18 protein-coding genes are annotated in these 21,778 nt (G+C 70.9%); 10 read left to right on the top strand and 8 right to left on the bottom strand.

Annotation, left to right across the window (positions count from 1 at the left end):
* Positions 1-82 precede the first annotated feature (82 nt).
* The gene (locus tag IF22_RS0101440) at positions 83-283 is read right to left on the bottom strand and encodes a DUF5999 family protein (protein ID WP_030327695.1); all 201 of its coding nucleotides are present in this window, start codon (positions 281-283) and stop codon (positions 83-85) included.
* A gap of 123 nt (positions 284-406) precedes the next feature.
* On the opposite strand from IF22_RS0101440, the gene IF22_RS0101435 reads away from it, so the two are divergent.
* Positions 407-1,627, top strand: a complete 1,221-nt coding sequence (locus IF22_RS0101435; RefSeq protein WP_036410481.1) for a chorismate-binding protein — start codon at positions 407-409, stop codon at positions 1,625-1,627.
* 32 nt (positions 1,628-1,659) lie between these two features.
* Positions 1,660-2,169, top strand: a complete 510-nt coding sequence (gene def, locus IF22_RS0101430) for a peptide deformylase (protein ID WP_030327693.1) — start codon at positions 1,660-1,662, stop codon at positions 2,167-2,169.
* Positions 2,170-2,222: 53 nt separating this feature from the next.
* On the opposite strand, the gene IF22_RS0101425 is transcribed toward def, so the two are convergent.
* Positions 2,223-2,993, bottom strand: coding sequence for a sulfite exporter TauE/SafE family protein (locus IF22_RS0101425; protein ID WP_030327692.1), 771 nt, complete (start codon positions 2,991-2,993; stop codon positions 2,223-2,225).
* 181 nt (positions 2,994-3,174) lie between these two features.
* Between IF22_RS0101425 and IF22_RS0101420 the strand changes: the two genes are divergently transcribed.
* Positions 3,175-3,954 (top strand): endonuclease/exonuclease/phosphatase family protein, encoded by a 780-nt coding sequence (locus IF22_RS0101420; RefSeq protein ID WP_030327691.1) that lies wholly within the window; start codon positions 3,175-3,177, stop codon positions 3,952-3,954.
* Between the two features lie 21 nt (positions 3,955-3,975).
* Here the strand turns inward: IF22_RS0101420 and IF22_RS0101415 are convergent, their stop codons facing one another.
* The 3 genes from IF22_RS0101415 to IF22_RS0101405 are packed head-to-tail and all read right to left on the bottom strand — an operon-like array spanning position 3,976 to position 7,309.
* Positions 3,976-4,476: a cation:proton antiporter regulatory subunit gene (locus IF22_RS0101415; RefSeq protein WP_051708092.1), complete on the bottom strand. Its 501-nt coding sequence runs from the start codon at positions 4,474-4,476 to the stop codon at positions 3,976-3,978.
* The gene (locus IF22_RS0101410) at positions 4,395-6,005 is read right to left on the bottom strand and encodes a potassium/proton antiporter (protein WP_081883645.1); all 1,611 of its coding nucleotides are present in this window, start codon (positions 6,003-6,005) and stop codon (positions 4,395-4,397) included. Before IF22_RS0101410 ends, IF22_RS0101415 begins: the two co-directional genes overlap by 82 nt.
* On the bottom strand, positions 6,002-7,309 hold the full coding sequence (locus tag IF22_RS0101405; RefSeq protein WP_030327688.1) for an ArsB/NhaD family transporter: 1,308 nt from the start codon (positions 7,307-7,309) through the stop codon (positions 6,002-6,004). The genes IF22_RS0101410 and IF22_RS0101405 overlap by 4 nt, the downstream gene beginning before the upstream one ends.
* A 255-nt stretch (positions 7,310-7,564) precedes the next feature.
* Between IF22_RS0101405 and IF22_RS0101400 the strand changes: the two genes are divergently transcribed.
* The 4 genes from IF22_RS0101400 to IF22_RS0101385 all read left to right on the top strand — a co-directional run bounded on the left by IF22_RS0101400 (position 7,565) and on the right by IF22_RS0101385 (position 12,143).
* Positions 7,565-8,518: a HAMP domain-containing sensor histidine kinase gene (locus IF22_RS0101400; protein ID WP_030327687.1), complete on the top strand. Its 954-nt coding sequence runs from the start codon at positions 7,565-7,567 to the stop codon at positions 8,516-8,518.
* On the top strand, positions 8,515-9,168 hold the full coding sequence (locus IF22_RS0101395; RefSeq protein WP_030327686.1) for a response regulator: 654 nt from the start codon (positions 8,515-8,517) through the stop codon (positions 9,166-9,168). The genes IF22_RS0101400 and IF22_RS0101395 overlap by 4 nt, the downstream gene beginning before the upstream one ends.
* 138 nt (positions 9,169-9,306) lie before the next feature.
* Positions 9,307-11,412: a M14 family zinc carboxypeptidase gene (locus IF22_RS0101390; RefSeq protein ID WP_030327685.1), complete on the top strand. Its 2,106-nt coding sequence runs from the start codon at positions 9,307-9,309 to the stop codon at positions 11,410-11,412.
* A 98-nt stretch (positions 11,413-11,510) separates the two neighbouring features.
* Positions 11,511-12,143, top strand: a complete 633-nt coding sequence (locus IF22_RS0101385) for a fasciclin domain-containing protein (protein ID WP_030327684.1) — start codon at positions 11,511-11,513, stop codon at positions 12,141-12,143.
* Between the two features lie 6 nt (positions 12,144-12,149).
* On the opposite strand, the gene IF22_RS0101380 is transcribed toward IF22_RS0101385, so the two are convergent.
* Entirely contained in the window at positions 12,150-13,154 is a 1,005-nt protein-coding gene (locus tag IF22_RS0101380; protein ID WP_030327683.1) for a tyrosine-type recombinase/integrase, read from the bottom strand.
* 194 nt (positions 13,155-13,348) lie between these two features.
* Here IF22_RS0101380 and IF22_RS35705 point away from each other — a divergent pair, with 194 nt between their 5' ends.
* Positions 13,349-14,104: a hypothetical protein gene (locus IF22_RS35705; RefSeq protein WP_245233480.1), complete on the top strand. Its 756-nt coding sequence runs from the start codon at positions 13,349-13,351 to the stop codon at positions 14,102-14,104.
* A gap of 194 nt (positions 14,105-14,298) precedes the next feature.
* Positions 14,299-17,568: an NACHT domain-containing protein gene (locus IF22_RS0101370; protein ID WP_051708091.1), complete on the top strand. Its 3,270-nt coding sequence runs from the start codon at positions 14,299-14,301 to the stop codon at positions 17,566-17,568.
* A 64-nt stretch (positions 17,569-17,632) separates the two neighbouring features.
* Here the strand turns inward: IF22_RS0101370 and IF22_RS34125 are convergent, their stop codons facing one another.
* Both IF22_RS34125 and IF22_RS0101360 read right to left on the bottom strand, forming a co-directional pair.
* Positions 17,633-18,415 (bottom strand): alpha/beta fold hydrolase, encoded by a 783-nt coding sequence (locus IF22_RS34125; RefSeq protein ID WP_081883654.1) that lies wholly within the window; start codon positions 18,413-18,415, stop codon positions 17,633-17,635.
* Between the two features lie 163 nt (positions 18,416-18,578).
* Positions 18,579-20,174 carry a beta-N-acetylhexosaminidase gene (locus IF22_RS0101360; RefSeq protein WP_245233478.1) on the bottom strand — a complete coding sequence of 532 codons (1,596 nt, stop codon included), beginning with the start codon at positions 20,172-20,174 and terminating at the stop codon, positions 18,579-18,581.
* Positions 20,175-20,386: 212 nt separating this feature from the next.
* Between IF22_RS0101360 and zwf the strand changes: the two genes are divergently transcribed.
* Positions 20,387-21,766, top strand: coding sequence for a glucose-6-phosphate dehydrogenase (gene zwf, locus IF22_RS0101355; protein WP_030327678.1), 1,380 nt, complete (start codon positions 20,387-20,389; stop codon positions 21,764-21,766).
* The last annotated feature ends 12 nt before the right edge of the window (positions 21,767-21,778 follow it).

Below are 21,778 nucleotides of genomic sequence, written 5' to 3'. Positions count from 1 at the left end.
CGCTGCGACCTGGGCGGGGACGTCCCTTACCGGGGGACTAGCCTGGGTCGACGGCGGCTATTCGGTGACGCTGAGTGGTCGGTCAGGCCACGAGGGCGTGGCGGGCGGGGCCGCGGTGCGGTGCGATGCTGCTGCCGTCGGGGAGCAGCTCGCCGGTGTCGTCGAAGACGATGACACCGTTGCAGAGCAGGCTCCAGCCCTGCTCACGGAAGCAGGCGAGGACCCGCGCGGCTTCCCGGTCGGTGGCTTCAGCGGAAGGGCAGGTCGGTTGGTGCTGGCACATCGGGTTCTCCGGACTGTGGGGGCACTGTGTCATGGTTCACATGACCAGTGACGCACAGTACCAAGCGAAAGTGTCCAGCATCGACCAGGTGTCCGCCTGGTTCGCGGGAAATCCACTGAACGGATGAGGAAGGTTGGACCGTACGGCGTGGAAACGCTCCCATACGTGTGCGACGCGGACCTCGGTCCGGCGACGTACGTCGATGTGCCGGCCGCGCCGGCCGGATGCCGGGGCGCGCTCACCGAACGCGCCCGCCTGCACTGGTCCCGCGCCGACGGCGGCGACCCGGCGGCCCTGGCCGAGGAGTTCCTCGCCGCGCACGGCCTGCCCCTGCACGACCTGACCCGACCCGTCACCGGCCGCCACGGCGACGGGGTCTGCGGCGCGGCGCTGTACCTGTCCGCCGCCGCCGGGGCGCTGCTGACCGGTGCGCCCACCGGGGCGCCCGAACCCGCGCCGACCCTGCCCGACCTCGTTGTCGTCGTCTACCAGCACGGCCGCGTCCGGATCACGCCGCCCGGCCCGCCGAGGCGGTGGTGGCTCGGCGAGTGGACCGAGAGTTGGACCCCCCGCGAGCACGCCGCCGCCGTCGACGCGGTCCGCGCCGCCATCGGCCGTGGCGACGTCTACCAGAGCAACATCGTCGGCCACGCCGCCGCCCCCTACACCGGCGACCCGCTGCCCGCCCTGCGCCGCCTCGGCGCGCTCCCCGGCGCCCGCTACGGCGGTGTGCTCACCGGCGGCGGCTGGGCCATCGGCTGCGCCTCCCCGGAAACCCTCGTCGAGGTCACCGACGGGCAGGTGATCACCCGACCGATCAAGGGCACCCGCCCGGCCACCGCCGCCGGGCGCGCCGAACTGCTCGCCAGCGCCAAGGAACGCGCCGAACACATCATGATCGTCGACCTGGAACGCAACGACCTGGCGCGCATCGCCCGTACCGGCAGCGTCACCGTCGACGACCTGTTCGCCGTCCGCCGCTGGTGCGACCTGTGGCAGGCCGAATCGACCGTCCGCGCCACCGTCGCCGACGGCCTCGGCCTGGCCGACCTGCTGCGCGCCACCTGCCCCGGCGGCTCGGTCACCGGCGCGCCGAAACTCGCCGCCCTGACCCAGATCAGCGCCCTCGAACCCGTCGGCCGCGGCGCCAGCATGGGCGCGCTCGGCTGGGTCGCGCCCGGTCGTGTCGACCTGGGTCTGACCATCCGCACCGCCGCCGCCGACGGCCAACGGCTGCACACCTGGGCCGGCGGCGGCATCACCTGGGACAGCGACCCGTACGCCGAGGTCGCCGAGGCCGCCGCGAAGACCACCCCGATCCGCGCCACCCTGGCCGGGCGCTGACGGCGCGCCCGGACGGCGATACGCTGACCCGCATGACCATGCGGCCCATCCGGATCATCGGCGACCCTGTCCTGCGCACCGGATGTGAACCGGTCACCACCTTCGACGCGGAGCTGCGTGCCCTCGTCACCGACCTGATGGACACCCTGCTCGGCGCCCCCGGCCGCGCCGGCGTCGCGGCACCACAGATCGGCGTCAGCGCCCAGGTGTTCGTCTACGACGCCGACGGGCACCGTGGCCACCTCATCAACCCGACCCTGGAGCTGTCCGACGAGCTCCAGGACGACGAGGAGGGCTGCCTGTCCATCCCCGGCCTGTACTTCCCGACCGTGCGGGCCATGCACGCCACCGCCCACGGTGTCGACCAGCACGGCGAGCCGTTGACCATCGCCGGCAGCGGGTTCCTGGCCCGCGCCCTGCAACACGAAACCGACCACCTGGGCGGGCGGCTCTACGTCGACACCCTGCGCGGCGACACCCGACGCCGGGCGCTGCGCGAGATCCGCGCCGGGCGGTTCGACTCACCCAGCCGGCGCGGCTAGGCCACCCACTGGTCGTGGCCCGGCCGGCTAGGCCGGTGGCCGTGGCCCAGCCGCTAGGCCACCCACTGGTCGTGGCCCAGCTTCGCGATCAACGCGGCCACCACCACCACCAGCACCACCCGCACGAACCCGGAGCCGCGGCGCAACGCCATGCGCGCCCCGAGCACCGCGCCGGCGATGTTGCACACCGCCATGCCCGCGCCCAGCAGCCACCACACGTGCCCGGTCACCGCGAACACCACGAGCGCGCCCAGGTTCGTGCCCGCGTTGACGACCTTCGCCATCGCCGAGCCGTGCACGAAATCCGAGCCCAGCAGGGCGGTGAAAGCCAACACCAGGAACGTGCCGGTGCCCGGGCCGATCAACCCGTCGTACAGGGCGATGCCCACCCCGGCCACCGCGATCGCCGCCGCCACCCTCGCCGGGGTGCGCCGGTGCGGCGCCGGTAGCACCCCCAGCCGGGGTCGCAGCAGCACGAACGCCGCCACCGCCACCAACACGACCAACACCACCGGCCGGTACGCCGCCGCCGGCACCGCCCCGGCGAGCACGGCGCCCACGCCGGAGCTGAGCACCGCCAACCCCGCCGCCGGTCCCACCACCCGCCAGTCGAGCGTGGTCCGCCGGGCGTACGTCGTCGCTGCCGTGGCCGTACCGAAGATCGCGGCCAACTTGTTCGTGCCCAGCGCGGTGGCCACCGGCAACCCCGGGGCGGCCACCAGCAACGCCGGCAGCAGCAACAACCCGCCGCCGCCGACCACGGCATCGACCCACCCGGCCAGCGCCGCGGCGGCCAGCAGGGTACTCAGCGATACGGCGTCCACGGGCGGCAATTCTTCCCACAGGGGACGGCCAGACCGGGCCTGACGTGGTCAGACTCACGTCAACGACCTCGCGTACGGCGCAGAAACACCCCCAACGCCCCGACCGCCACGAACACCAGCACCGAACACAGCAACACCTTCACCACCCGGCAACCATGCCACGGGCACGTAAGGTGCAGGAGTGCGCCTGGCCACCTTCAACGTGCTGCACGGACGGTCCCTCACCGACGGGCTCGTCGACTCCGACCGACTCGCCGCCGCCATCGGCGCCCTCGACGCCGACGTGCTCGCCCTGCAGGAGGTCGACCGCGACCAGCACCGCAGCGGCAACCTCGACCTCACCGCCATCGCCGCCCGCGCCCTCGACGCACCCCACCACCGCTTCGCCGCCGCCGTCGTCGGCACCCCCGGCGAACAGTTCCGCCCGCTGCGCCACGACGACGACGGGCACGGCGAACCCTGCTACGGCATCGGCCTGATCAGCCGACATCCCGTGCGCAGCTGGCAGGTCACCCGGCTCAAACCGGCGCCGGTGCGCTCACCGGTCTACGTGCCCGGCCCCCGCGGCGGCCTCATCCTCCTGCACGACGAACCGCGCGTGGTCCTCGCCGCCGTCCTGGACACCCCCCACGGCGCCCTCACCGTCGCCGCGACCCACCTGTCGTTCGTGCCTGGCTGGAACGCCCGCCAACTGCGCCAGACCGTGCGCGCCCTGCGCGCGCTACCGGCCCCCCGCGTCCTGCTCGGCGACCTCAACCTGCCCGCCGGGGCGGCCCGGCTCATCTCCGGCTGGCACCCCCTGGGCCGACGTCCCACCTACCCCTCCGGGCAGCCCCGGGTCCAACTCGACCACATCCTCGCCGACCGGCACGCCCTCGACCAGCTGCCGCCGGTACGCGCGGTCACCACCCCGCTGTCCACCATCTCCGACCACCGGCCGCTCCTGGTCGACCTGGGCTGACCCCACGGCTGTCACCTGTCGTCATCCCTGCCGGGTGGTCACACCGCCGCTGACGTAGCCGGCGACGGCGCGTCCGAGGTGGTCGATCGCGTCGCGGGTGCCGACGGCGACCAGGGTGTCGCCGTAGCGCAGGTCCCGCCGGGCGTCGGGCCTGAGGTCGGGGTGGCCGTCGCGCAGGACCGCCACCACGACGGCGTCGGTGCGCAGACTGCTCAGCGGGCGACCGTCGTAGTCGCTGCCGGCGGGAACCGGCACCCGGGCCACCGTGACGGCGTCCACGTCCGCGCCGCCGTCGGGCACCAGGTCGATGACCGCTGTCGCCGCGAGCAGGTTGGCCAGGTGGTGGGCCGCCACCGGCGACAGCGTCGCCGCGGCACGGACGTCGGTCGGGTCGTCGCGGTCGTACAGGGCGATGTCACGGGCGCCGTTGGGGTGGCAGATCACGCCGAGTCGGGTGCCATCGCCGGTGACGAACGAGTACGAGACGCCGACGCCGGGGAGGGCGATTCGTTCGATTTCCATGACGGACTCCTCCTTGATGGTTCCGCACGCCGGTCGGGGTCGCCGTACTCGCCGTGCCAGTGGGCCAGCCGCCCGGCGCGGCTGACCGCCCGCAGTCGGCGTTCGGTGGCCTCACGCACCGTCGGGGTGGTGAGGACGAGCAGATCGTCGCCGGTGCGCAGCCGGGTGTCCGTCGCGGGAACGAACGCGACGCCGTCGCGCACCACCAGCGGGGCCACCGCGGGCGTGGGCAGCCGCAGCTCGTCCAGGTACGTGCCGTGCAGTTTCGAACCCGCGGTGATGGTGACGTTGATGAGGTCGGCGTCGATGTTGTCCAGCGGGGCGATCTCGACCTGCAGGTCCGGGCCGACGCGGTGCGGGGCCAGCCCGAGGCGTTGCGCGAGCCACGGCAGCGACGGCGCCTGGATCGCGGTGAACACCACGACGAGCACGAAGACGATGTTGAACACGACCATGGCACCGGGGGTGCCGGCCACCACCGGCACCGTGGCCAGCACGATCGGCACGGCGCCGCGCAGCCCCGCCCAGGACAGGAACACCTGCTCGCGCAGCGGGATGCGGAACGGCAACAGGGTCAGCAGCACCGAGACGGGCCGGGCGATGAGCAGGAGGGCGGCGCCGACCACCAGCGCCGGCACGATCGCCGCCGGCAGGTCGGCCGGCGACACCAGCAGACCCAGCATGACGAACAGGCCGATCTGCGCGATCCAGCCGAGCCCTTCGGCCAGCGACTCGGTGGCGCGCCGGTGCGGCAGGCCGGCGTTGCCGAGCACCAGACCCGCCAGGTACGCGGCGATGAAGCCGCTGGCCTGCAGCAGGCCGGAGCCGGCGAACGCGAGCACCCCGCACGCGAACGTGGCGATCGGGTACAGCCCCGAGGTGGGCAGGGTGAGCCGGCGCAGCAGCCACACCGCAGCCATCCCCACCCCGACGCCGGCGAGCGCGCCGACCACCAGTTGGTAGCTCATCTGGGCGAGCATCCCGCCCGGGGACAGGGTGCTCAGACTCGTCGCGCTGAACGCCAGCACCAGGATGAACGTGGGCGCGTCGTTGAGCCCCGACTCCGCCTCCAGCAGGTTGCTCAGCCGACGGGGCAGCGGCACGGCGCGCAGCACCGAGAAGACGGCGGCCGCGTCGGTGGACGAGACGATCGCGCCGAGCAGCAGCGACAGCTGCCATCCCAGGCCGAGCAGGTAGTGCGCCGCCGCGGCGGTGACGGCGACGCTGATGAACACCGCAAGGGTGGCGAGCGCGGTCGCCGGGCGCAACACCCGCCGCACGTCGCTGACCCGGGTGGTCAGGCCGCCCTCGACGAGGATCACCGCGAGGGCGGCCAACCCGAGCGCCTGCGCCAACGCGGCGTCGTCGAACGGCAGCCCGAGCCCACCCTCGCCGAGCAGCAGCCCGACACCCAGGTACGCCAGCAGCACCGGCATCCCGGCCTTCGCGGCGATCTTCGCGGCGCCCACGCTGACCAGCGCCACCAGCGTCCCGGCTGCCAGCAGCAGATACAGCGACGGCAGCGTCACGGAGCGCCGCCCAGGACGAAGTAGCGCAGCCACACGTACACGCCGGCGAGCACGACGGTGACGACGGTCAGCAGCAGACCGTCGCGGGTGAACCGCCAGAACGAGATCGGCTCCCCGGCTCGCTGCGCCAGACCGACCATCACCACGTTCGAGGCGGCGGCGACCACTGTGGCATTGCTGCCGAGGCCCGCGCCGAGCGCGAGCGACCACCACAGCATGCCGGCCTGTTCCATGCCGCCGTTCGCCGCGACGAGCTGCTCGATGATCGGGCTGATGGCGGTCACCGACGGGATGTTGTCCACCAACGCCGACATGAGCGCCCCGCCGCCGATCAGGGTCAACGACGCGCCGAGCAGGTTGTCGCCGACCGCGTCGGTGGCGAAGGTGCCGACCACCTGGATCACGCCGGTGTCGACCAGGGCCCCGACCATGATGAACAGGCCGGCGAAGAACGCCAGGGTGGGCCACTCCACGTCCCGGACGACGCTGCCCGGCTCCAGCCGTGACACCCCCAGCAGAACGACACCGCCGGTCAGCGCGATCACCGCCGGTTCCAGATGCAGGACGGTGTGCAGACCGAACCCGGCGAGGACGAAGGCGAGAACGATGCCGCTGTACACCAGCAGGCGCGGTTCGCGGATCGCGTCGCGTTCCCGCATCGCCAGCACCGGCCCGACCCGCTCCGGGTGGTACGTCAACGCCGACCGGAAGATCACCCGGCAGAACAGCAACAGAACACCCAGCAGCACGATGACCAACGGCGTCAGGTGCACCAGGAACGCGTTGAACGACAGCCCGGCCCGCGCCGCGATGATGATGTTCGGCGGATCACCGATCAGCGTCGCCGTGCCGCCGATGTTCGCCGCGAACACCTCCGCCAGCAGGAACGGCACCACCGGCACACCCAGCTGCCGACACACGGAGATGGTCACCGGGGCAACGAGCAGGACCGTGGTGACATTGTCCAGCAGCGCCGACGCGGCAGCCGTGATCAACACCAGGATGACCATGAGCCGGTACGGTCGCCCACGGGCCCGCTTCGCCGCCCAGATCGCCAGATACTCGAACACGCCGGTACGACCGAGCACCGACACGATGATCATCATGCCGATGAGCAGGAAAATAACCCGCCAGTCGATGCCCGTGTCGGTGGAGAAGAACGCCTCCTGCGTACCGGTCAACCCGACCGCGAGCATCAACACCGCACCGCCCACCGACGCGGCCACCCGATCCACCCGGTCCGTCGCGATCAACGCGTACACGACAGTGAACACCGCCACCGCCAACCAGCCCGCCGTGGTCATCCACCGCCCCCCTCCCCACGGACCCCGAAGGCCCGCCTGCCGTCTGTCCCTTTACCGTTGCCAACCGGGGGCACTGCTGACATCGGGGCCAACACTCATTCCAGGGCGGTCAGCAGGGGACAACATGGGAGCCAGCCCCCATGGACACCCACTCGACGCCCACGAGATCCTGAGGTACCGGAGCGTCGACCCACCCGGGGGCGGCCGCGCCCGCGACGATGGAAGGGCGGAGACGACAGGGGGAGGTTCGACACGGTGTCGCTGTTCTGGCGGATCTTCCTGATCAACGCCGCGGTCCTCACCGCGGCGACCGTCCTGGTCCTGCTGGGCCCCGTGACGGTGTCGACCCCGTTCGTCCTCACCGAGGCACTCATCCTCAGCGGCGGCCTGGTCGTCATGCTCGTCGCGAACGCGCTGCTGCTGCGCGTCGGCCTGGCACCCCTGCAACGCCTCACCCGGGCGATGACCACCATCGACCTGCTGCGCCCCGGCCCCCGCCCCGCGGTCACCGGACACGCCGGCATCGCCGCGCTGATCAGCACGTTCAACGCCATGCTCGACCGACTCGAAGCCGACCGCGCCGCCAGCAACGCCCGCGCGCTGTCCGCCCAGGAGAACGAGCGGCGGCGCATCGCCCAGGAACTGCACGACGAGATCGGCCAGACCCTCACCGCCGTCCTGCTGCAGATCAGCCGCGTCGCCGACAACGCCCCACCCGAGCTACGACCCGAACTGCACCAGGTGCAGGAAACCACCCGCGACAGCCTCGACGAGATCCGCCGCATCGCCCGCCGCCTGCGACCCGGCGTCCTGGAAGAACTCGGACTGATCGCCGCCCTGCGCTCCCTGTTCGCGGAGATCTCCCACCACAGCGGCCTGCAGATCCGCCGAGACTTCGCACCCGATCTACCCGTACTCACCGAGGAAGTCGAATTGGTGCTCTACCGCGTGGCCCAGGAAGGCCTCACCAACGTCGCCCGGCACGCCAACGCCAGCCGCGTCGACATCACCCTCATCCCACACGGCGACGGCGTGCGGCTACGCATCCGCGACGACGGACGCGGCATCGCCGGCCAACCGGAAGGCGCCGGCATCCGCGGCATGCGCGAACGGGCGCTGCTCGTCGGCGCCCACCTCAGCATCGGCCCCGGCCCCGCCGGCGGCACCGAGGTCACCCTCGACGTACCCGACCCAGCAGGCCTGGCATGAGCGCGCCCATCCGCATCCTGCTCGCCGACGACCACGCACTGGTACGCCGCGGCGTACGCCTCATCCTCGACGGCGAACCCGACCTGACCGTCGTCGCCGAGGCCAGCGACGGCGCCGAAGCCCTCGAACAAGCCCGACTCCACCAACCGGACCTGGCCATCCTCGACATCGCCATGCCCCGGCTCACCGGCCTGCAAGCCACCCGTGAACTCGTCAGACAGCAACCGGGCCTGCGGGTACTGATCCTGACCATGTACGACAACGAACAGTTCTTCTTCGAAGGCCTCCGAGCCGGCGCCAACGGATACGTCCTCAAATCCGTCGCCGACCGCGACCTCGTCGAGGCGTGCCGGGCCGCCATGCGCGACGAACCGTTCCTCTACCCCGGCGCCGTCACCGCCCTGATCCGCAACTACCTCGACCGCGTCCGCAACGGCGAACCCGTACCCGAACGCGCCATCACCGGCCGCGAGGAGGAGATCCTCAAACTCGTCGCCGAAGGGCACTCCTCGAAGGAGATCGCCGAACTGCTGTTCATCAGCATCAAGACCGTCGAGCGGCACCGCAGCAACCTGCTGCAGAAACTGGGTCTCCGCGACCGGCTCGACCTCACCCGATACGCCATCCGCGCGGGCCTCATCGAACCCTGACCACCACCGACACCCGCCAGCGGCGGCCACCGGGGGAGCGGCAGGCCCAGCCGCAAGATTCCCTCAAGATCATTGCATAGACGATCTCCGACGACCATGCTGATCGAATCGCGCCACGATCAACTAGTCGGAGGCCACATGCGACACCAGCGACCCCTAGCGATCGCCGTAGCCACACTCCTCACCCTCACCCTCACCACCGCACCCACCCCCGCCAACGCCCAGAGCGCGGCAGCACCCAACCAGGTCACCAACCTCACCATCCGCCAAGCCGACGGGTACGCCACCCTCGCCTGGCAACCCGTCGACGGGGCAACCGACTACCAGATCGAACGCACCGCCGTCGACGCCACCGGCACCCCCACCGGCGCACCCACCATCGTGGGCATCTGGCGCCCCAACCGCCAGATCAACCAACAGGCACCCACCTTCGCCGACGCCGGATTCAACCCCGGCGACACCTTCCAGTGGCGGGTACGCGCCCGCGCCGGCACCACCGAACAGCCCTACTCCGACCCGGTCGTCGCCACCACCACCGCACCCTGGGGCAACCCCGACACCCCCGGCGAGCAACTGCGCACCCAGTGGGAAACCGCCCACGCCGCCCAGTACACCAGCGACACCGACGAGTACGCCTACACCGCCGCCATCGACGCCCTCAGCGACCGCGTCCGCGTCGTCGAACTCGGCCGCACCGTCCAGAACCGACCGATCAACATGCTGGTCATCGGTTACCCCACCCCCGCGACCACCCCAGAGGCCGTCGCCGCCACCGCACCCGTGGCCATCAACTGCAACGTGCACGGCAACGAACCGGGCGACCGCGAAGCCTGCCTCATCATGGCCCGGCAACTCGCCTTCAGCACCGACCCCCGCATCACCGACCTGCTCAGCCACACCACCGTCCTGATCGTCCCCACCATCAACGGCGACGGCCGCGCCAACAACACCCGCGGCAACTCCACCGGCCAGGACCTCAACCGCGACTACTCACTGATCCGCCAGCCGGAAACCGCCGCGTACATCAAGATGGTCCGCGACTACCGACCCGTCGCCGGCTACGACGGCCACGAGTTCGGCAACTCCCGCGCCGGCGACCTGCCGATGCTGCCACCCCGACACCAGAACGTCGCCCAACCCATCTTCGACCAGTCCCAGGACATGATCGAAGGCCACATGTACACCAAGGGCGCCGAAGCCGGCTGGTGGGCCTGCCCCTACGGCTGCGAAGGCGGCGGCAACGTCGGCCTCAGCGAGGAAACCATCCTGCGCAACACCCTCGGCCTCAAGAACGTCGCCAACTCCCTGCTGGAACTGCGCAGCTCCGGCGGACAGACCCGACCCGACGAGGGCAACACCGCCAACAACCGACGCCGCAAGACCTACTCGGCCCTGTGGACCTTCCACCAGTTCCTGGACTACCACCGCGCCGACCGCAACGACATCCTCACCTCCCGCGCCGAGTCCATCGAAATCCAGGCCGCCAACACCGGCCGCCTCGTCTTCCGCGGCTCCCGACCCATCCCCGCCCACCCCGCCCCGCACCCCGGCGACAGCCCGCCGCCGCTCGACGCCCCCCGCGCCGACCTCATCCTCGACAACGCCCCCTGCGCCTACAAGCTCACCGACGAGCAGTACAACGGCGCACGCACCGACGGACCAGGCGGCGTCGGCACCACCGTCGCCCAGCGCATCGCCGCACACGGCTGGCAGGTCATCAAGACCAACGACGGCTGGTACGTCCCCCTCAACCAGCCCGAACGCGGCCTCATCCCGCTGCTTCTCGACACCCAGGGCGTCGAGAAGCTGACCGACGGCGAACGCGTCTACCCCACCCTCACCGGCCGACGCAACGGACCACTGACCGTCACCGGCTTCACCTGCGCCGCCGACGCCACCATCAACGGCCCCGTCACCGTCCAGCCCGGCGCGGCACTCGTCGCGACCGCAACGACAATCAGCGGACCCGTCAGCGCCAACCGCGCCGCCGGCGTCGTCCTCGCCGACAGCACCGTCAACGGCCCGCTGCAGATCACCACCACCAACGCGATCTCCATCATCGACGTCACCATCGCCGGCCCGGCCAGCCTCACCGGCAACACCACCGGCACCACCGCGGCACTGCTCGCCGGCAACACCATCCGCGGCCCGCTCAACTGCACCGCGAACAGCACCGCCCCGACCAACCTCGGCGTCGCCAACACCGTGCACGGCCCGCGCACCAACCAGTGCGCGGCACTGTGACCATCAGCTAGCCGAGCCGGCGTGCCGGCGGTGCGAGGCCACCACGCCCCGCACCGCCGGCACACCCCACCCCCCAACCCCGACCCGTGGAGCCCGCCGTGTCGAACCCGTCCCGCGCTCTGCACCTGGTTGCCGTGGCCCTGCTGCTGACCCCGGTCGCCTGCACCACCACAACAGACCCGAAGCCACCGCGCGACACCACCAGCGCCACCCAGGTCACCGGGCCGCTCTGCGCCGCCCTGCCCACCGGCACCGACCCCGGCAACCCGAGCTTCCTCGCCGACCAACCCGTCGACCAGGCACTGCGGTGGATCCCCACCCTCACCACGTTCGAAGCGGCCCTGCGCACCAGCGGCGCCCTCACCGACCTGCCCACCGGCACCGACGTCACCATCCTCGCCCCCTCCGACGACGCCTTCGCCGCCACGTTCTCCGAGGACAACTGGGACGACCTGATGACCCGCCACACCGACCAGCTACGCACCCTGCTCAAGGCACACCTGATCACCGGAACCCACACCATCGACGACCTGGTGACCGCCGGCACCACCGCCACCCTCGACGGCACCACCGTCACCGTCACCCGCACCGGACCCACCGCCCGCCTCGCCGACCGGGCCGACGCCGTGTGCGCCGACTACCGGGCCACCAACGCCCGCATCCACATCATCAACGCGGTCCTCGGCGCACTGCCCAAAACCGCCGGCGACACCGACGAGCGGGCCCACTGACCGCGCTCACCGCTCCTCCCGCACCGGCACCAGCGCGGCCAACGCCCGGTTGGTGCGGTTGGCCCGCACCGCGTCGCGCTGCTGAACGGCCGTCACCTCGATGTACGTCTGCGACGACGCCAACGACGCGTGCCCCAGCAACCGCATGATCTCTGCCGCGCTCGCCCCGTCCTCGGCCAACCGGGTCGCGAAGGTGTGCCGCAACGCGTGCAACCGCGCTCCCCGCGGCACCCGGTCACCGACGCCCGCCCGCCGAAAACACGACTCCACCAGATACTGCAGCCCACCCCGGCGCAGCGGCTCACCACGCCGATCCACCAGCAACGCCGAGTCCGGCCGCACCGACCGCGAACCGAAGCGCCGCACCCGACTGTCCAGGTAGTCCCGCAGCACCCGGTCCAGGTCCGCCTCGATCGGCACCACCCGGGGCCGCCCACCCTTGCCGAGCACCTCGATGCGCCGCTCACCAGGCCGACCCGCCAGCGAGCCGACCCGCAACGCCAGCAGCTCCGACAGGCGCAGCCCCGCGCACAGCGCCACCGCCAGCACCGCCACGTCCCGCTCCGGCCACGGGTCACGCTGCCGGCCGTCGTCGCGGGCGACCGCCGCGAGCAGCACCTCGGGGGTGTCCGCGCCGCGCAGCGGCTTCGGCTGGGGGAGGAGCGCCCGGGGCCGTCCGACCGCCGGCATCGGGTTGCCCGCCACCACCCCGTCGGCGACCAGGAAGGTGAAGAAACTGTTCCAGGTGGACCAGGCCCGGTGCACCGACGCGGGCGCCCGGGGAGCGGCGAAGCGGGCGAAGGCCGCCCGCATGACGCGGGGGGAGAGGTCGGTGATCGACAGGTCGTCGAGGGGGAGGGGAGTGGCGTCACCGTCGGCGACCAGGGCGGCCACCGCGTACAGGTCCCGACGGTAGGCAGCCAGGGTGTGGGGGGAGGGCTTGCCGGTGGCGCGAGCGGTCAGGAACTCCTCGATCAGCACCCCGAGCGATTCGTCCTTTTTGTCATGCATAAGGGATATTATGCAGCATTTTCGCGTTCCCGGGAAGTGGCGGCGGACGACCGCCGGGCGAGGGGGAGCCGACCGACCCAGGGCAGGTGCCGACGCTGTAGAACCCTCGACAGCAGCCGACCGGCGTTACCCACCGCCGGCCGCTGCGGGCGAAACCGAGTGAAGTCGATCGAGGAGCCCGTATCCTGCGCGGCATGACGTCGCCCGTCACCACCTGCCCGCGCTGTGGTCGGCCCGGTACGGCCACCGCCGACCGGGAGCCGGGCGGCCCGACGGATCTGATCTGCCCCGAAGGGCACCAGTGGCGGGCCGCCGGACGACCCGGGTGGGCTCGCTACGCGTCGCCGGGCCTCATCAGGCAGCCCGGCGCGGACGCATCGACCGTGACGCCACTCAAAGAGGTCGACAAGGACGGGCGCCGCTGGCGGATCGGCACCGCCGGCGACGTCGCCTGGTTCGCCGGGCAGACCACGCAGGGCCTCTCGATCACCGCCGCGATCCCGCCGGTGTTCGACGCGTACGCCACGTTCCATCCGCCCGACGGCGTCGGTTTCGCCGCCCACGAACGTGCCGTGGTGGACGAGTTGGTCGCGTGCACCCCGGACCAACCCTGGTGGCTGGGCTACCTCGACACCGGCGCCCACGACGTCGTCTTCCCGCGCGCCCCGAGGGTGTCGCTCTACTCGGACTATCCGTACGTGCTGGTCGAAGCCGGACCTGAACAGGCACTGACCTGGAGGGTCGGTCACATGCGCGGCGATGGCCCGCTGCCGGATCTGTTTTTTCCGGCGGATCGCTCCTGGCTCGTCTCCGCGCTGTGGGACGACACCTGGACCGACTTCGGCGCCAGCGCCGCTGTGGTTGCCCGCCTGCAGCGCAATCCGCTGGTCGCCGCCCGCCCCGTCAGCCTGGACGAGGACGCGTGCCCGCCCGGACTGACCCGCGAGTGACCACTGCCGAGGGGACCGTCAGATAACGGTACTTTACATAATGTGCATTATCGAATCGCGGTGGGAACGGCTGGACAGGGGACAGCCATGAATCCCCGCACGACGTAGCGTCGTCAGTGGTCGCTGTCTCGTGAACTGTTGGCACGCGCACCAGTCAGACCTCACAGCAGACCAGGAGGAGACGCGGCGTGGGGATGGTCGAGACGGCGTTGCTGCGCCTGGCCGGCTCGGTGGTGACACCGGCGGTGAAACGGTGGCTGGGACGCCGCCGGGAACACCGGGAACGTGAGACGCCGCTCATCGAGCTGATCGGTTCCGGGATCACCGATGACCTCGGCCTGCGCCGGGCGGGCCGGCGGTTGGACGACATCGTCGACACCGTCTACGAGCGCCTGCAGCCACTGGTTCGCCGCCGGGAGCCGGCGCTGCCCGACAACGAGATCGCCGCCGCCCTGAACGCGGTGGCCGACACGCTGCGCGACGCGGACCTGTCCGACGCCGCGGTGTTCGCCGACGACGTCGACCCCGCGCTGATGGCCACCCGACTGCGCCGGCAACTGCCCGACGTTCCCGCGCGGGCGGGTCTGAGCGAGGCGGCAGTACACCTGTACGGGCGGGTCCTCGACGAGTGCTGCACCTGCCTGACCCAGTTGGTGGTGCAACTCCCCCCGTTCCAGGGTCGCGCCACCGTGCAGACCCTGGAACGGCTGTCCGCGGTGGCCGACAGCCTGACCCAGGTCCTGGCCCGGCTGCCGGTGACCAGTCTGGACGCCCCGACCGGGACCAGTCATGACGCCCAGTTCCGGACCCGGTACCTGGCCCACCTGCTCACCGTGCTGGATCATCTGGAGCTGTTCGGCGTCGACGTGCACCGCTACCGGTTGCGTACCCCGTTGAGCATCGCGTACATCAGCCTGGCCGTCACCGGCGGCACCACCCGTGGCCTGCGCCGCGGTGGGTTCCGCTGGGGTCCCGGCCTGTTGCGCTCCGACGGCGGTGGTGGTGACAGCGCTTCGGTGCGGGCCGAGCAGGCCCTTGGCGACGCGGCGCGGGTCCTGCTGCGTGGTGACGCCGGCTCCGGCAAGACCACTCTGATGCAGTGGATCGCGGTCACCGCGGCCCGGCACGGGTTCACCGGAGAACTCGACACCTGGAACGGGCGTACCCCGTTCCTGATCCGGCTGCGGGACCATGTCGCCCAGCCGTTGCCTCCCCCGCAACGGTTCCTCGACCTGATCGCCGCCACGATCGCCGGGCTGATGCCTCCCGGTTGGGTGCACCGCCAACTCGGCATCGGGGCGATCCTGTTGGTCGACGGCGTCGACGAGGTGCCCGAGGGCCAACGGCGGACGGTCCGTGACTGGCTGCACGGCCTGCTGTCCGCCTACCCGGACCTGCGGGTCGTGGTCACCTCCCGGCCGGCTGCGGCGTCGGCCCGGTGGCTGGACACTGAGGGGTTCACCTCGGTGTTTTTGGAGCGGATGGGGCCGGCCGACGTCAAGGCGCTGATCCGGCACTGGCACGAGGCCGTCCGGCGCGCCGCCGACCTGCCCTGCGAACCCCATCTGCTGCCCGGCTACGAACAGCGGCTGCTCGCCCAGCTCGACGGCAGCGCCCACCTGCAGAACCTCGCCGGCAGCCCGCTGCTCTGCGCGATGCTGTGCGCGCTGAACCTGGACCGGGACAGCAACCTGCCCCGCAACCGGATGGACATCTACCAGGCTGCCATCGACATGCTGCTGCACCGCCGCGACTCCCAACGCGGAGTTCCCACCGCGCTGCCGGAACTGACCAGCCGCGACCAGGCGCAGCTGTTGCAGGAGGTCGCCTGGTGGATGACCCAGAACAGCCGCACCGAGCTCACCCGCGCCGAGGCGACGCAGCGCTTCGCGCATCGGTTGGCCGGGATCCGGCACATCACCGCCCCCGTCGCCGCCGTGCTCGAGCACATGATCCAACGCAGTGGGGTCCTGCGTGAGCCGGTGCCCGACCGCATCGACTTCGTCCATCGCACCTTTCAGGAATACCTGGCTGCCCGGGAGGCCGCCGACCAGGGGCACACCGGTGCCCTGCTTGAGCACGCCCATCTCGACACCTGGCGCGAAACCATCATTCTGGCCGCCGGTCACGCCAACGCGCCGGTCCGCAGGCAGCTCCTCGCCGGTCTGCTCACGCTCGCCGCCGAGCGACCGAAGCAGGCCCGAAGGTTGCGGCTGCTCGCTGCGGCGTGCCTGGAAACCGCGCCAGCGGTCGAGCCGGAAGTCCTTGGCCGGATCCGTTCCCACCTGCGTGAGCTGCTGCCCCGGTCCGTCGCCGAGGCCCGGTCCCTGGCGGCAGTGGGAGAACCGCTGCTCGCCGAGCTGCCGGCGGATCTCAGCACGTTGAGTGAGGCCCAGGCCGCCGCCACGGTCAGGGCTGTGGCTTTGGTCAACGGTCCCGATGCGCTCGCCACCCTCGCCCGCTACGGCACCGACCCGCGACCTCGCGTCCAGCAGCAGCTCATCACGGCGTGGGAGTACTTCGACCCCGCCGACTACGCCGACCGGGTCCTCGCTGACGCCCCGCTTGAGGGTGGCATGGCAACGATCCGCAGTGCAGCCCTGCTCCCCGCGCTGCCCCGGCTGCGTCATCTCGCCAAGACGGTCGTTATCACCGATCAGAAGGTGGACCTGGCCCAGTTGTCGGACGTGCCGCATCTGACCGAAGTTCACTTGACCGCGAGAGGGGTTGTTGGCGACCTTGGGCATCTGGCCAGGAATGTCGACCTGGTCAGTATTTGGTTGGATGCCGATCAGCAACTGTTGAATCTCTCCTCGCTGCGAGGGTTGCCCAGACTTACCAACCTGGCCTTGTGGGGCCTTGCACCTGATCAAGACCTCATCGCGCTCGCCTCTTTGCGGCAGCTGCACTGGCTTGCCTTGGGCGGTGTGGAGGTTCGCGACAGTCTCTTCGCTGAGCTCACCGCGCTGAGATTCCTGAGCTGCAGTCCATCCCCGCTGTGGGATCCGGCGATGCTCGATCCTCTGCAGAACCTGACGCAGCTGGCGCTCTATGCCAGCGAGGAGCCTGCCGGCGGGATTCGTGAGCTGGCGGTGAGGCTCCGCCACCTGAAAGTCACGTACGTGTCGTTGGGCGGGTGCGCCTGGCTGACCGACCTGGCCGCGCTGGCCTCGATCGACACACTGACCGAGTTGGTGATTGAAGGGACACCCGTCACCGACCTGAGTCCGTTGGCCGGGCTACCTCAGCTTGGCTGGCTGAGCATCGGCAACCATCAGCACTTGTTCGACCTCACTCCGCTTGCCGGACTGACGGAGCTCAAGGATCTCCGGATCTATGGTTCGGTGCCGGGACTCGACCTGACGCCGCTACACGGAAAACCCATGACCGTGCATCTCTCGCGAAGCGTCGAGCTGGCCGATACCGCGCCCCCGGACGGGGTGCGCATCAAACGCTTCGGGTGAGTGATGGGAGGCTGGGCGAACCCCGTGACCTCGTGGGCGGGGTCCGCTCCCCCACTGACGCGTCTCAGTCTCGGGTGCGGTGCAGCCAGTCCTGGGTGAGCGATCGCAGCAGGGCGGGTTGTTCGTACGGCAGGTAGTGCCCGGCCGCGTCGATCACCGTATAGGTGCCGCGCGGGTAGTGGCGCATGGCGCGGAACTGGTCGGCGTAGCCGACGATTCCGTCCTGTCGGCCGGTGATCACGCTGACCGGGCCGTCGAAGACGACGTCGGCGTCCTCGTTGGGTAGTGCGTAGCCGGGCCCGGTCTGGAGTTCCTCTTGGAAGGCCGGGTCGCCGGGGCCGCCGGAGTTCAGTGCCGCCAGCACCGTCGCGACGACGGCCGGGGTGCGGTGGCCCAGTGCGGCGTCGAGGTGTTCGTGCAGGGCGGCGGGGGCGTCGTCGAGCCAGCCGGTGGGTGCGTCGAGTGGTGGGTCGGCGGGCAGGGTCCGGGTGTGGCGGGCGATGGTGACGCCGGGGCAGACGAGGAGCAGGCCGCGGACGAGGTCGGGTCGTTGGCGGGCGATGCCGGCGGCCAGGTACGCGCCGTAGGAGCTGCCGGCGAGCAGGGCTGGCGCGTCGAGGTGCTGGTCGAGCCAGGCGCAGACGGTGTCCAGCGTCGCCTGGGAGGTGGGTGGGCAGTGTGCGGGGGTGTCTCCGTGGCCGGGCAGGTCCAGGTAGATCTCGCGGAGGCCCGCGCCGGCGAGGGCGGGGCTGAGGGCGGCGGCCGTGGCGGCGCGGCTCATGCTGAACATCGGTAGGCATACCACCGCTGGTCCAGTGTCTGCTGATTGGTCGAACGCCAGGTTCATGGCGGGGTCCTTGTTGGAGTCGGCGGTGGTTGGCTGCTTCACCGTCTCATGGGCGGTGGCCGGCCCGCGCGCCGTCGAGGTCGAGGGGCCGGCTCTGGACCCCGGTGTTGCGTTGGGCACTGGCCGAAACGGCCGGTGCCCACCAACAGCGGCGCGGTACGGCTCAGCGCCAGGGCACCTGTGGGGACGGGTAGAAGTCGACCTGTTGCAGTCGCCAGCGGGGTGCCTGCTCCCCCAGCCGGGTTCGGAACGATTCCCAGTCGTGGCTGGCGGAGGTGGACCAGCCGAGTTCGGCGATCGCGGGTAGGCGGGGGAAGGCCATGTATTCGATGTCATCGAGGGTGCGCAGGGTTTCGGACCACAGGGGTGCCTCGACGCCGAGGATGGCGTTCTCGCCGACGCCGGTGACCCGGGTGGCGGGGTCCCAGCCGTACGCGTCGGACACCTCGATCAGGCCGGCCCAGCGGAGGCCGAGGCGGGTGTTGGCGTCGTACTTCATGTCCAGGTAGGCCTTGTTGGCCGGGGACATGATGATTTTGTTGCCGCGGGCGGCGGCCGCGGCGAGGCTGGCGTTGGTGGTGCCGGTGCCCCAGAACTGGGCGACAGCGTCGGTGGGCGGGTCGGCCTGGGTGATCTCGTTCCATCCGGAGGCGCGTTTGCCGTACTTGGCGACCAGGGGCAGGACCCGGTTCATGAAGGTGCGGTAGTCCTCGTCGGTGGTCGCGTGGGCTTCGTCGCCGCCAATGTGCAGGAACGGTCCGGGGGTGATGGCGGCGACCTCGCGGATGACGTCCTCGACGAATCGGTAGGTGAGTTCGTCGTTGATGCACAGGGAGCTGTAGCCGACCGCCATGTCGGTGCGCGGGGGCGGCGCGACGCCGTCGCAGTTGAGTTCGGGGTATGTCGACTGGGCGGCGTTGGTGTGCCCGGGCATGTCGATCTCGGGGATGATCGTGATGTGTCGCGCGGCGGCGTAGGCGACGACGGCCTGGTAGTCGGCCTTGGTGAGGTATCCGGGGCCGGCGCCGTCGACTCCGGTGCCGGGTCCGCCGCCGACGGTGGTGAGGCGGGGCCAGGAGTCGATCTGGATGCGCCAGCCCTGGTCGTCGGTCAGGTGCAGGTGCAGGTAGTTGATTTTGTACTGGCTGAGCAGGTCCACGTAGGCGGTGATGTCGTCCACTGTGTGGAAGTGCCGGGCGAGGTCGAGCATCGCACCCCGGTAGGCGAAGCGTGGGTAGTCGATGATTCGTCCGCCGGGGACTGTCCAGGTGATGCGCTGCCGGTCGGGTGCCTCGATCTGGGCGGGGAGCAGTTGGCGCAGTGTCTGGGTGCCGGCGAACAGGCCGGCGGGGGTGTTGGCGCGGATGGTGACGCCGCGGCGGGTGACGTCGAGTTGGTAGCCCTGCTGGCCGATGCGGTTGTCGGTGCCCTCGATGAGCAGGGCGATCTCGGGTAGCGGGGTGGAGCGTACGGGCAGGACGGGCAGGGGGTGGCCGGTGGCGGGGCGCAGGGTGGTGGCGAGTTGGTGGCCGATCTGCCGGGCGGCGGTGGAGCCGGGGGTGGTGCGGATGACGGTCAGCGGGGTGATCCGGAAGGTGTTGTGTGCGTCGGGTCGGGTTTCGACGGGTGCGGGGATGACGTCGCTGAGCTGCCGGGCTGGTGTGGTGGGTGCCGCGGCGGGGGCGGGTGTGGCAGGCAGGGTGAGTGGGAGCGCGAGTGCGGCTATGGCCAGCAGCCGTGTGGTGTGTCGGCGACGCACGGTACCTCCAGGCCTCGTCATGATCGACCTTCGTCGATTAGAATCGCAGGCTACCGGCGCCCCGCCTGTACTGTAAACCTTCCTTAAGGTAAGGGCGTGTCGAGACAGCGTTGTCGCCGACCTCACGTGTGCCGCTCGCGGGGGAATTCCCGCGGCGGGTCGTGCCGTTGTCCGTTCGGAAGATCAGAAGCACATGATCGAATGGAAGTGCCATGCACATGCGCTCAGACGCGGTAGTGCTGTTCGGCGTCACGGGAGATCTCGTCTCGAAGAAGCTGTTCCCGGCGCTGTACGAGTTGACCCGGCGCGACCGCCTCGACGTCCCGGTGATCGGCGTGGCCCGCTCCCCCTGGGATGATCAGCAACTGGTCACCATGGCGCGCAAGTCGGTCACCGAGGCCAACGACGAGATCGACGACGAGACCTTCGACCGGCTCGCGGACAACCTCTCGATGATCTCCGGCAACTACGCCGACCCGGCGACGTACGAGCGGCTGGCGGAGCGGCTGCGCGACGCCGAGCGGCCGGTCTTCTACCTGGCGATCCCTCCGGCGGTGTTCGGTTCCGTCGTCGAGGGCCTGGCGGCCGTGGGTCTGGCCGACCGGGGTCGGGTGATCGTGGAGAAGCCGTTCGGGCGTGACCTGGAGTCCTCCCGCGAGCTGGATCGCACGCTGGGCGCGGCCTTCGCGCCGGAGCGGGTGTTCCGTATCGACCACTACCTCGGCAAGGAAGCCGTCGAGGGGCTCTACGCCTTCCGGTTCGCCAACCGGCTGTTCGAGCCGTTGTGGAACAACGAGCACATCGACAACATCCAGGTCACCCTCGCCGAGGGTTTCGGCACGCAGGGTCGGGCCGGCTTCTATGACACGGTGGGCGCGACCCGGGACGTGCTGCAGAACCACATCCTGCAGGTCGTCGCGCTCATCGCGATGGAGGCGCCGGCCAGCGAGGACACCGTGGCGTTCCGGGAGGCGGAGGCCGCGGTGCTGCGGCAGATCGCGCCGCTGTCGCCGCAGTCCACCGTCCGGGGGCAGTACGCCGGCTACCGCGACGAGCCGGGCGTGGCCCCGGATTCCAACACCGAGACGTTCGTGGCGACCCGGTTGACCGTCGACTCGCCCCGCTGGGCGGGTGTGCCGTTCTACCTGCGTACCGGCAAGTCCCTGCCGGGGACGGCGACGGAGGTCGTGGTCGAGTTCAAGCAGCCGCAGCGCTCGCTGATTCCGGCCGAGCGGGGCACGGCGACCGCGGCGAACCTGCTGCGTTTCCGGCTGGGGCGCGGTGACGGCATCACCATGTCGATCCAGGCGAAGAGCCCGGGCGCCGAGGTGGCGAGCCGACCGGTGGACCTGTCCGTCGACTTCGGCGCCGCTCTCGGTCGTCGCCAGGAGGCGTACGAGCGGCTGCTCGACGACGCCATGGACGGGCAGCACCTGCGCTTCGCGCGGGCCGAGACGATCGAGCAGGAGTGGCGCATCGTCGAGCCGATCCTGGATCTGCCGACGCCCGTGCGGTCGTACGACAAGGGCAGCTGGGGTCCGGCGGACGCCGACGCGCTGGCCGGCGGCTGGCATGTCCCGGACCTGCGCTAGCTGCCGACACCG

Origin of the sequence: Micromonospora parva (genome assembly GCF_000718515.1) — a bacterium.
Lineage (GTDB): Bacteria > Actinomycetota > Actinomycetes > Mycobacteriales > Micromonosporaceae > Micromonospora > Micromonospora parva.
This window is presented reverse-complemented; position numbering and strand designations above follow the sequence as displayed.